The organism is Granulicella pectinivorans (assembly GCF_900114625.1).
Taxonomy (GTDB): domain Bacteria; phylum Acidobacteriota; class Terriglobia; order Terriglobales; family Acidobacteriaceae; genus Edaphobacter; species Edaphobacter pectinivorans.
In genome coordinates this window covers 1-10803 of the sequence record NZ_FOZL01000003.1, presented here as the reverse complement: position 1 = coordinate 10803, position 10803 = coordinate 1, and the positions used below count along the sequence as shown (strand labels likewise).

Genomic DNA, 10803 nt, shown 5'->3' with positions numbered 1-10803 from the left:
GGAAACGGGCCTCCTCCTTGAGGTGCCCGACCGCCTCTCGCGCATGGTAGGCCGCCACCTCGATCGACCGGATCGGCCCCTCAACGGCCTTCTCGATGGGCTGGCGAAAGTCCTCCTGCACCACCTCCCGGATGCCGGCGGCGATGTACTTGCTGGTCTGCTGGCCCAGCATGGCCGGCAACTGCCGCACCTGAGTGATCGTGGCCTCAAGCGCCGCCGTGCTCTGCTTCAGCTCCGCGTCCCGCGCCGTCATGCCCTCGGCCAGCTGACGGGTGGCTCCGTAGATCGCTAACAGCTCATCGTCCTTCATGGTGCTTTACCTTCCTATGCCAAACCCACGAGAGTGCTCGCGCTCAATCTCCGGCTCTTTGGTCTTCGTCTGTTCCTGCTGCTGCTTCAATGCCTGCTCCTGCTGCTGACGGGCAAGCGCCTGCGCCTGTTCCTGCTGAAGCCTGGTATCCATGCGGTTGCCGAAGTCGGCCAGCTTCGCCTCGACGGACTGCTGCGCCTCCATCCTCCGATGGAACCCACCCAACAGTTCATCCAGCCGCGCCTGCATCTCTGGCGTAGGCGGTCGTGCCTGCTCCTGCGCCTGGTCTTTCTCTGGGACGGCCTTGGCCTGCTCTTCCTGGGGTGCATTGCCGAATAGGGAACCGGCCCGCTCCTTGATGTCTTTCGCAAAGGCGACGGTACGGTCTTTGACCTCGTGGGCGAACTCCCTGGCGGCGGCGATGAGCTTGTCCAGACGGCTCAGCTCCCGGGCCTCACGCTCTTGCACCTGAGCAATCTGCTGCTCTGCTCCCCGTTCCCAAAGTTCGATCACCTTATCCGCGCTCAAGTGCAGCGCGGGCAGCTCGGCCCGCTGCTCCCTGAGCCCATCGATCTCCCGGTGCCGCTCCATCGCTTCGGGACCATTGCCACGAAGCGTTTTCTCCTCCCGCAGCTCGGCCAGATCGGGGCGGCCCTGGTCGGCCCAGGAACGCGCATCCAGGCGATGCGCAGGATCATGAATATGGCCGTGCCGCTCCATGGCCGCGTTCATCATCTCGACCCACTTCTCGCGTACCTCCATGGGCTTGTCCCGCGAGTTCCACTCCGGATCTTTCTTCGCTCCATTGCGCTTGAAGAACTGCTCTTCGGAAAGGGATTGAGTGTTCGAGTCAACCACCCTTTCTGAAAACATCAGGTGCATATGCGGCTGCTCGATGTTGTCCTTCGCCAAAGGCGTATGCACCGCCAGCGTGTAGGCAAAACGCTCGCCCAGCAGCTCGCGGGCTGTCTCACGCGCCAGCTCATGACGCTGCTCGGGTGCAAGCTCGCGGGGGAGAGCGATCTGCAGCTCTGTGTAAGCGCGGCCATTCTTCCGCTCGAAGGCGTCCGCTGCTTCCCAGAAGCTATGCGGATTCTCACGGGCGAACTCGGGCATATTGCCCGATTCGACCAGCTCCAGGCCGCCACGCTGCTGATACTGACCATCGCGGGCGATGTACTGCGCGTGCGCCGCCGCGGGCGGTGCCGTGCTGGACGACTTCATGACTACATGAACGATGGCCAAGCGAGCGAGCCTTTGCGGTTGCGGTTGTTCTTGCCGTTGCACCTGCGGTTGCCTCTGCTCACCGCAGGTGCGCGTAGTTTGTGAAACAAACTAGGTATCGCGCATTAGTTGCTAACGAACGTTTACGCCAGCACGTTCTTGATTGTATGCTAGGACGCATGGCCAGGTCGAACCCAAAGAGCATCCAGGAACTCGAAGCACAGAAGAAAGCCATCAAAGAAGCTGCTGCTGCTGAGGTTGCAGCCATCCGCAAGGCTACAGCGGAGAAGGTCGCGGCACTCAAGAGCAGCGAACGACGGCTGCGAGCCTTAGATATCCGGGAACAGAAGAAACGCGAGAACCACGCCAAGATCCTCGTCGGCGTGGCCATGATCCATCAGTGCCAGATCTCCGAGGGCTCGTCTGGCAAGTTCAAGGCGCTACTCGAAGAGTTCTATTCCGACTCTCCCGAACGGCTCAAAGCTTCGCTCTTCGGGCTGAGTCTCACCGTCAAGAAACCCAGCAGCGATCATGAACAGGACTGAACGCATGCAGACTAGGCGAACTCGAACACAGAAGTATGTGCTTGGCTTTAGCTTTTTGATCTGCCTATCTCTCTTGAGCGGCTGCCTGGAGTCCAGCTTTCAACTCTCAACCACCTCTCGTCTTCCAGTGTGGTTCAAGCTACCTGCTGGGATGGCACGCAGTGATGTGTCGGTGACGCTGAACTACTACTCGAATCCCTTTGGGGCCAACGCAAAACTGATCCTGAAAGACAAATCAGGCAACGTCCTAGAAATGGTAAAGGGAAACGACGTGAACCTCACGGAGCCTGGAGTCTATCCCGCCTACGTTCGGCTGACTTCCAATGGTGTATCTGAAGTCATAGAACATCAACGAATGGAGCCCATCTTCTTCGTTTCAAACGATCCCAAACTCAGAAACCAAGCGGTGCACTAACGTTCGAGAGCCATGGAAAAGACGGCAAGAAGCCGCCTTGGAAAACGCCCAAAAGCGTTTCCCACTTTGCCCACAGCTCCGACGGCGAGGTCTATGCGTTTGGAACACTCAGAGCATGACGTAATGCCTCAAACGCGCTGCTTACTTCTTCCGAAGAGCTCGTAACCTGCGGTACGACTTCCCGCCAGTTATTGGAATCAAACTCTCCCACGTCTCCGACCAAGGTGTCTATCGCATCGGCCAAATTCTTGAGCGCTGACTGGATTTCGCTGTTATTCAGCAACGTGGCTGTAGCTGCAGGTTTCTGTTCCGTGTCACACCCGGTGAGCAGAACGGAGCATGAGGCGGCTGCGAGTGCGAACTGACGTCGATTCATGCGCCATGCTCTCAGGTCACTCAGCTATCCGCAAGAATTTGCAGCGCCTACCTTGCCGCTCTCATCTCTGCGACAGCTTCCTGGATAGCCTGCTCTGGCACTCCATGGGCGATGAGCCTCTGGCTGAACTCCTCGACGGTCGAGTCCTTGGCCCGTTGCGCTTCCCTCTCGGCCAGGTGCTTACGGAGTCCGTTCGAGATGTAGGCCCGGATGAGTGCCTGGTATCCGCCGAATCCGAGCGAGGGGGCGACCTCCTTGAGATCGTCGATGACGTGATCGGGCAGGCGGAGGGAGATCAGGGTCATGGGTTTGTCTGGCTGCATGTTGCGCTTGATGCGATCAGTCATTTTCATAGCGTCTCCTTTCCGCCGGTTCCGCAATCCTTGCGGAGATGAGGCGGAGCACATCACCTTCCCGAACCACATGGACGACATAGAGGAGCCGGTAGTCGGTTGTGAGGCCGATACACGCCTGCCGTGCCTCTTCCTGGGGGCTGGCGTCCTCGTAGCGAGCGAGCTGGTCGAGAAAGACCTCTCGGGCCTGCTCGAACCGTACGCCGTGCCTGGAGGCATTGCTGGCGGCTTTATCGCTATCCCAGACAAAGCCCTGCCCATCCAGCATCGAGTACAAGTCCATATAGCTATTGTATATACACATCTCGCGAGGTGGCTACAGCTTTCACAGATTGGGGAGGCGCTAGTGTTTCACCGTATGGGTTTTGGTCGTTGCCGGTTTGAAAATCCACAAGCTCGGCCCCACCGACTATAGGAATAGAGAAACTAAAGCAAAGACTAAAGGCTTAACTACAGGCTTCCTTTAAGCATTCGAAAACTGCGACCGTTTCACCGTAACGGCGCGACCGTTTCACCGTAACGGCGCGACCGTTTCACCGTAGAAAAGTCACTTTAAAGGGCATTCCGCGCGACCGTTTCACCGTAGCGCCTTGTGTGAAACAAAGGACTTAGCTTTTGGACGCGATCGCAGTGGGTGATGGATAAACGATGAGGGCTGTTCCCGTCGTTTCAAGCTTGAGTGTGGGATAGACAAGCTGGATCTTCTTTAGGGCCATGTTGACCTTGATCTTGAAGTCGCGGAGCTGTGCGTACTCGGCTCCCATTTGACCGTGGAGCCCTTCCCAGGGAACGATGCGGGACTCACGCTTGCGAGTAGCGCTGAAAGCCGTGTGCGTCAGCCAGGCGTAAAGATCGAGTGCAAGCGGAGACCGCTTCAGAGCACGAAGCGCGCGCATATCGATTGGTACCGGAGCGGCCGTGATGGCGGCGAAAAATTCCTCGCCCAACTCCACCCAGGATTCCCAGAGGTTGTCTTGGTGTGACTTGGCTGGATCCCACCACAACGTCCCTTTGGGAGCGATCTGCATATCGACATAGCTCTTAGACCACTCGCGCCGATCCTCAAAGGTGATGATGGCGCGAAACAGGCGTTCCATCTGAGAATGCAGGCGTGCTGCGTCGCCCCGCTTCCCTCCTCCGGTTCTAGGGTTCAGGCCGATCTCGCGCATAAAGCCGTCCAAGCTGTTTCCAAGTCGTATGTGGCGACTTTTCTTCTGTGTGGCTTCTGTGACGAGCCAGAACAGCAGCAGTCGAGGAATAGAACCGTAGGGGTAAAGGGCTTTGTTGTGTTCGTCGACGTAGGGGCGGATGGCGAGGGTGAGATGACCGTTCGTTCGGCTCCAGCGCATCAGGTTTCCTGGGTCCGAGTGCGGGAGGGTGCATTGCACGAGCTGGCGAGCCATGTAGGAGCGTTCAACCGCCCCTGGGTTCATGCGTATGTCAACAGCTGCGTCTATCAGCTTGTCTGCATAGCTCCCTTCTAGGGCGTCTTCCTTTGTCTTTCGCGGCATGGTGTGATGCTCCAGAATGCGTCATGACGCTATGACGTCAATGCGTCACGGCGCATTGGTTACTCTGCCAGCTTTGGCAGACCCTTATCAGTAAAGACGCGGTTGAGTCCTCTAACCGCAAGCGACTGGATGCTCATTCCTTCAGAGACAGCGAGCTGATGAAGCCGTTCCCATTCAGAGCGTTGCAAGCGCACGGTAAGGGCTACGACCTCCTTCTTTGCCCTCTGGCGGCCCACAGTTGAATCCTGATCCCCAAGTGTTGCGGAGATCTCTGGTTGGATAGCTCCACGTTTAGTGAATGCTGCAAGGCCTGTGACTTTTCCGCTCATCTCAATTGCTCCTTTAGCCATTTCCAAAGTTCTTGAATTTCCTGTGCTGCCTTGCCGTCTGCTTCGAACTCAGTAACCGCTCTGCCAGTTGCCACGGCTCGAGCGAAGGCGCGGCGATCCGTAATGTCAGAGGGACATACTGGTAATCCGTATTGCTCCAACACCGCCCTGGTCTCGGCGATCTCAGGGGAGCGGAACGGGCAAGCGGAGAGCACTAGGACAGCTTTTTTCTTAGCTGCTCGGATAATCTCAACAGCGTTACTGACGGCCGCTAGGTCAAAGGCGGTCGGGCGGCAGGGAATTACGACCAGATCAACAGATTTTGCAATACGGGCAGCGTCAGGCGCGGTGTGGGGTGCGGTATCGATGATTGCAAGAGTCATCTTGTCTTCAGCGCCAGCTTTGAGGACCTTGTCGAGTTCGCCAGCAGAGATCGTGACGACTACGGGCTTGTCCGCTTCCCGAGCGTCTCCCCAGACGGTCGCGGACTTCTGTGGGTCAGTGTCGATCAGGAACACCTTCTCCCGAGATTCTTGAGCGGCAACGGCCGTATGGACAGCAAGCGTTGTCTTCCCGCTGCCGCCTTTCTGGCTAAGGAATGCGATTGACTTCATGACGTCATGATGCCACAACGCCAAAGCGCCGCGACGTCAAAAAAGAGTAATGTATCTCAACTGATACCTGCTCAAAGGAAGCCGCTAAAACCCCGATGCGGCGCATTCGGAGACACATCCTCGTCATTGCCGTAACGATGACTTGCAGGGAACAAGTCGTATGCAGCGGTATCCTAGTTTAGTTTCGTTTCGTAGCGGGGTTCATCGTATTCATGATCGATCACACCTTTCCAAGATCGAATTGTAGCGTCGCCTCTTTAGTCATTGCGGTTGGACTCATGTCGCTTCTTACTCCTTCTTGCTTAGGGCAAGCGGGCGCGCCCCCTTCATCAACATCGCCCTTGTCTGCAAACGCTCCCTATACGGCAACGATGACGTTCGATGTGGCGTCAGTGCGGGAGAATAAGGACGTTGATAGGGAGGCTGGTTTTACGATGAGCGGGCAATTTGTGCCGCATACGACGCATTTGCGGATAGAAAATTGGGACATCGAAAATCTGGTGAGCTACGCGTACGGGGTAGATAGCAATCAAGTTGTCGGTTTTCCCAAATGGCCACGTCCGACATTGTTTGTGATCGAGGCCAAGGGTGATCCCGGCGCGGACGCGAAGATAGCAGCGTTGAACAAAGAGCAGGAGCACGCGGAGCAGCAGCATATGCTCCAAGCCTTGCTGGAAGAACGTTTCCAACTGAAGACACACTGGGAGACGAAGGAAGGCGACGTCTACAACCTGGTGCTGGCAAAGGGAAAGCCGAAGCTCCTCGCGGGCTTGATACCGCCGTCGAAGGACGAGGTAACGAGTTTTGGGGACCGGCCGATACCTTCGCTCTATCAGAAGAATGATGGGCAGGGATATGACTTTATTGCGCACAGGTGTTCTATGGCAGACTTGGTTGGCATGCTGACGGGGCAATTTGGGCGACCAGTGGTTGACAAGACTGGACTCACAGACAAGTACGACTTTGTTATTAAATACAAAGGCCGATGGGACCGGGACCGACCAGCCGACGACCTAGATCCAATGCCGCCCATGGATCGTGCACTGCAGGAACAGCTTGGGCTGAAGGTCGAGGCGGCGAAGGGACCAGTGAAGATGCTTATCATTGATCACATCGACAAGCCGCCGCAAAACTAAAGGTGGTGAAACATCCCGAGAAACGTTAGGAACCTATCAGGGCTGCCCCGGCCGCGGACGTGCGGGGCAGCCCTTGAAGCAGGGTCCGGGGCAGTTTTGATAGGGTCGTTTGAAGGAAGCCGCGGGCGTTTGCGACGGATGCGGTCAGTCTATGGGATTTGAATCGATTGTCGCCTGTAAACCGCTCATTTGCTGAGACTTAGCCAGAGGTCGCGACGATCGATTCACGAAGTCCAAGCAGCCCATGATGTCCGCAGTATCACACGCGCAGCGTCCGCCGCGCCAGCGGCTTAGTTCAAACGGCATTGTCGGCAACTTTGTCCAACGCGAGCCATGAAGCGTCGAGGTGTCGCTGTTGCCCTGTTACATTCTTTCTACCGACGTAGAAGAAACGTAACAGAGGGCCAAAACGATGGCGAAGACCAGATTTGTGAGCTACCTGAGGGTCTCAACAGTACGGCAGGGAACTAGCGGCTTGGGCCTCGAAGCGCAACGCGCCGCCGTCGCCGGATTCCTCAATGGAGGAGACTGGACGCTTGTAGAGGAAGTTCTGGAGGTGGAAAGCGGCAAGCGGAATGACCGACCAGCCCTCGCTACCGCCCTCAAGCTCTGCCGCAAGCATCGAGCTACCCTCGTGATCGCCAAGCTGGACCGTCTCGCCCGCAACGTCGCCTTTATCTCGAACCTCATGGAGTCTGGTGTCGAGTTCGTGGCGGTCGATATGCCCCAGGCGAATCGGTTCGTGGTCCATATCCTGGCCGCCGTTGCTGAGCAGGAGGCTGAGGCCATATCGACGAGAACCAAGGCAGCCCTCGCCGCCGCAAAGGCGCGGGGAACGAAGCTTGGCGGCCGGCGCGTCTCGGCTGAGCGGTTTCGAGAGATCGGAGCTGCAGCGCGCCAGGTGCGCAGCCAGAAAGCGAGCCAGGTTCGCGCGGAGCTCGTTCCAATCATCACAGCCGTACGAGCCACCGGCGCAAGCTCGCTCCGCGCGATCGCGGCAGAACTCAACGCTCGCGAGATCCCCACGCCTCGAAGAGCTGGGGAATGGTCTGCGGTCCAGGTTCAAAGGGTGATGGAATGATTAGAGAGCGCCGACTATCAAAGCGCATGACCGGGGCGCGTCTCAGTCTGAATTGTTGGTTTTCGAGAACAGGCCGACTAGATAGTAGATCGCTGTGAAGAACAGAGTAAAGTTTATGACGGTTGCAAGTGCGAGATACATCAAGCCGTGGTCGCCCTCGATCCCTTCAGGAAAAACAAGCGCTGCTCCGAGTAGTCCCGGAACTCCCAGAAAAAGAGACAACACGAGCCCGACAACCGAGGCGAGGATTATTCGTTTTTTCTGGCGACTCATCTACTTAGTTTGCCAGTCCACCGTACAGGTGAGGCCAAACTTGGCTAAACGTACGGCCTGAAACCTCCGTTTCAGGAGTAACAAGCTGGCTGCGCAGAGATGCAAACGTTCGAAGAGTGGCCCCAACTTGGGGCGAAAGCACCGGAAACAGGTGCCTACACCTAAACTTGCTCTTATGGCGACAACGCTTTCAGAGCAAGAGTTTCAGGACTATGTCCGAGTTCTCCAGGGGATGGAGGTCTCATTAGCGTGGAAGGGGTACGGGTCCGCGATATTTCTCGAACTCGGACGACTTTCGCCTCCTCGACAACCACGCGGCCAACATGAACAGGGAGAGGCTTGCCTGTGTGTCGAGTGGGACTGGCGGGTGGAAAATGCGTCAGCCATTCTGTTTGGCAGCTCAGACACACGCCCGGAGATCGCTGACGGCATCCGTGGGCTTCAGGGCTCGCGACTCGATGACATAGTTGCGGTTGGTGCCGTTCCAGAGATCGTCGCATCATTCTCGAACGAACAACGCCTACGGTCCATGGCTCTGACAGTCGGAGATCCCCAATGGGCCATTAGGCTTCCGTCCGGTTCCTGGCTTTCCGCAAAAAAGGGCGCGCTTTGGCTGGACGCAAAATCAGAGGGCAGCCCCGATGAGTACGCCAAAGAAATCAAAATGGCCGAAGACGCGCATGAACGCTGGGGTGTGCCAACTGCTGAACCTGTGAAAGGCAACTGCAACGCCTGCGATTGGTTTCGGCCCTTGGATGGAGATTTCGCCCTACTCGAATACGGAATTTGTATAGCGGAGAAAAGCCCGTTCGATGGCCACGTCGTTGCGCGTTTTAGCGGTTGCCCGGTCTTTAGAGCACCCGACGAAGCCTAAGGTCATTGGACAAATAAGCGCTGTCCACGACAACGCCGGTTGTCGGAGGCAAATGTACAACAGGAGTTTATCTATCCCATGGCTGTGATCGATGTCGCGCAAAGCCTTCCAGCGAGACAGTGGGCTCAAACCCCTTGAGCTGATCATCCATAGCCATTCCTCGTCTGACCTCCCGATCGCTGGCCGTATCTTCCCCGACGACTCCGCAGTTTTCAAGCGAGATGTGATCCTGGCTTGCGGCCTCTTCGTTACCCAGCATCAAGAAATAGCGCTGAGTCTTCACCAAATGGGCAGGCTTTCGCACCTTGTCGTAATAAGGAGATCCCGAAGAAAGAACCCTCTGCGTGGAATCAATGGGCCACGGAGAAGCTCCTTTAAGCCCAGCTATCACCCTTACGCGCGAACTTTCATGTTCCACGCCTTCGGCGTCTTTACCAAGGCTTACCCCATCTTCCAATGCTTCGACGGACACAATTCGGTCTGCATCTCGGCCCAGAGCATACAACGGTAGGGCACACCCTACCGGCATCTGTTGAGAGGTTGTCTTCTCCGGCGGGTCTCCCCAGGGAGCTTCGTACAGATGCCAAGAATGAGCGGCGGGGTCAAGCTCTTCTAGCGTAAGACAGGAACTCCAGCGAGTGGCGCATGACAATTGAAAATCACTTAACTTGACGGCCTCTTCCACGGGGATGCTGTCGGCGTAGGTGACTCTACCCATAAGGCAAAACGTACAGCCTCCCGGTCTCCACGTCGTGTAGTCGGGATGGCGGCTTCGCTGTTCCTCCTGCCACGACTCCGGCATCCCGAGCGAAGCCTGGCTCCGAGCACTGATTATTAGTTCAGCGCCACAACACACCGGCTGGGCACCCTTCGCGAAGGGTGATTGCGACATATCGATCGAAACTCCTGATCGCACGATGGCCCCATTTTGAACTAAAAACGTTGCCTGCATCAGGCGTAACCCGCCGCCCCATTGTCTCGGCAGAAGCCGAAAGGCAGATAAGAAATACGTCATCCGCGAAGGCCACTCCGCGACGTTGTTATTTACTGGTATAGACAGATCGTGGAGCGTAACAACATACAAGCAATCTTCAGAGGTACATGCGCCGTCATAATGGCCCCACCGTCCCCAGGTTGCTATGAATCGCTGCGCGTCGTTCCAGTCGCTCTGATGGAGGCGCAACGAGTGTATATCCGAGAGTAGTGCGGCAGCCCGATGCACCAGAATACGTTGGCGAATTTCGCCAGTCGTGCAAATTGCAAGGAAGATCAAGAACAGCGTAAGGAGGCTCCATCCGACGATCCTCCTTACTCGACGCATCTGCACCCTCACAGATTGAACTCTACGTTAGACACCGCAAAACACTTCTCAGTTCCGCTCCCCGTCGTCGAGGCTGTGGGTTTGTGGGACGCGGGGCTTTCTCCGCGTTCCAAGCGCTTGCGCGTCAAATCCATAGCCTGCCTTTAGTGCTGCCCATGCTTCTTCCCGGGCTGGGGCGTCGGGGCGTGGGTGTCCGCTGGAGCCGGTGCGGGCGCAGCCAGGATCTGCTCAAAGTGATCGAAACGGCTGTTCAACGCCGACACCTGCCGGGTAAAGAAGAAGTACGTCCCGAAGGCTCCCAAAGCAAAACCCAGAGCCAGGATGAGGGCGAACACGGTCCAGGTCTGGAAACGGGCCTCCTCCTTGAGGTGCCCGACCGCCTCTCGCGCATGGTAGGCCGCCACCTCGATCGACCGGATCGGCCCCTCAACGGCCTTCTCG

15 protein-coding genes are annotated in these 10803 nt (G+C 57.1%); 5 read left to right on the top strand and 10 right to left on the bottom strand.

Going from position 1 to position 10803, the window contains the following annotated elements:
* The coding region (locus BM400_RS21510; protein WP_089844119.1) for a hypothetical protein at nt 1-310 on the bottom strand (310 nt) is incomplete at its 3' end.
* A gap of 6 nt (nt 311-316) precedes the next feature.
* Entirely contained in the window at nt 317-1534 is a 1218-nt protein-coding gene (locus BM400_RS21505; RefSeq protein WP_089844115.1) for a MobA/MobL family protein, read from the bottom strand.
* Between the two features lie 179 nt (nt 1535-1713).
* Between BM400_RS21505 and BM400_RS21500 the strand changes: the two genes are divergently transcribed.
* Together BM400_RS21500 and BM400_RS21840 are read left to right on the top strand one after the other, a co-directional pair.
* Entirely contained in the window at nt 1714-2079 is a 366-nt protein-coding gene (locus BM400_RS21500; RefSeq protein ID WP_089844111.1) for a hypothetical protein, read from the top strand.
* A gap of 151 nt (nt 2080-2230) precedes the next feature.
* A complete protein-coding gene (locus tag BM400_RS21840; RefSeq protein WP_141224044.1) occupies nt 2231-2494 on the top strand; it encodes a hypothetical protein in 264 nt (87 codons plus the stop codon).
* A gap of 423 nt (nt 2495-2917) precedes the next feature.
* Here the strand turns inward: BM400_RS21840 and BM400_RS21490 are convergent, their stop codons facing one another.
* The 5 genes from BM400_RS21490 to parA form a co-directional block, all read right to left on the bottom strand.
* Entirely contained in the window at nt 2918-3217 is a 300-nt protein-coding gene (locus BM400_RS21490) for a hypothetical protein (RefSeq protein ID WP_245782093.1), read from the bottom strand.
* A complete protein-coding gene (locus BM400_RS21485; RefSeq protein WP_245782092.1) occupies nt 3210-3506 on the bottom strand; it encodes a BrnT family toxin in 297 nt (98 codons plus the stop codon). The genes BM400_RS21490 and BM400_RS21485 overlap by 8 nt, the downstream gene beginning before the upstream one ends.
* Nucleotides 3507-3831: 325 nt before the next feature.
* On the bottom strand, nt 3832-4734 hold the full coding sequence (locus BM400_RS21480; protein ID WP_089844102.1) for a replication protein RepA: 903 nt from the start codon (nt 4732-4734) through the stop codon (nt 3832-3834).
* A gap of 59 nt (nt 4735-4793) precedes the next feature.
* On the bottom strand, nt 4794-5063 hold the full coding sequence (locus BM400_RS21475; protein WP_089844099.1) for a hypothetical protein: 270 nt from the start codon (nt 5061-5063) through the stop codon (nt 4794-4796).
* Entirely contained in the window at nt 5060-5677 is a 618-nt protein-coding gene (gene parA / locus BM400_RS21470; protein WP_089844096.1) for a ParA family partition ATPase, read from the bottom strand. Before parA ends, BM400_RS21475 begins: the two co-directional genes overlap by 4 nt.
* A 371-nt stretch (nt 5678-6048) precedes the next feature.
* On the opposite strand from parA, the gene BM400_RS21465 reads away from it, so the two are divergent.
* Both BM400_RS21465 and BM400_RS21460 read left to right on the top strand, forming a co-directional pair.
* Nucleotides 6049-6813 (top strand): TIGR03435 family protein, encoded by a 765-nt coding sequence (locus tag BM400_RS21465; RefSeq protein ID WP_175529196.1) that lies wholly within the window; start codon nt 6049-6051, stop codon nt 6811-6813.
* Between the two features lie 412 nt (nt 6814-7225).
* Nucleotides 7226-7894, top strand: a complete 669-nt coding sequence (locus tag BM400_RS21460) for a recombinase family protein (RefSeq protein ID WP_089844091.1) — start codon at nt 7226-7228, stop codon at nt 7892-7894.
* Nucleotides 7895-7936: 42 nt separating this feature from the next.
* Here the strand turns inward: BM400_RS21460 and BM400_RS21455 are convergent, their stop codons facing one another.
* A complete protein-coding gene (locus BM400_RS21455) occupies nt 7937-8167 on the bottom strand; it encodes a hypothetical protein (protein WP_089844090.1) in 231 nt (76 codons plus the stop codon).
* A 175-nt stretch (nt 8168-8342) separates the two neighbouring features.
* Between BM400_RS21455 and BM400_RS21450 the strand changes: the two genes are divergently transcribed.
* Nucleotides 8343-9041, top strand: a complete 699-nt coding sequence (locus BM400_RS21450) for a DUF3027 domain-containing protein (protein WP_089844087.1) — start codon at nt 8343-8345, stop codon at nt 9039-9041.
* Nucleotides 9042-9108: 67 nt separating this feature from the next.
* Here the strand turns inward: BM400_RS21450 and BM400_RS21835 are convergent, their stop codons facing one another.
* Nucleotides 9109-9513, bottom strand: a complete 405-nt coding sequence (locus BM400_RS21835) for a hypothetical protein (RefSeq protein WP_141224042.1) — start codon at nt 9511-9513, stop codon at nt 9109-9111.
* A gap of 992 nt (nt 9514-10505) precedes the next feature.
* Nucleotides 10506-10803, bottom strand: a 298-nt coding sequence (locus tag BM400_RS22250; RefSeq protein WP_089844080.1) for a hypothetical protein, incomplete at its 5' end; no start/stop codon positions are given.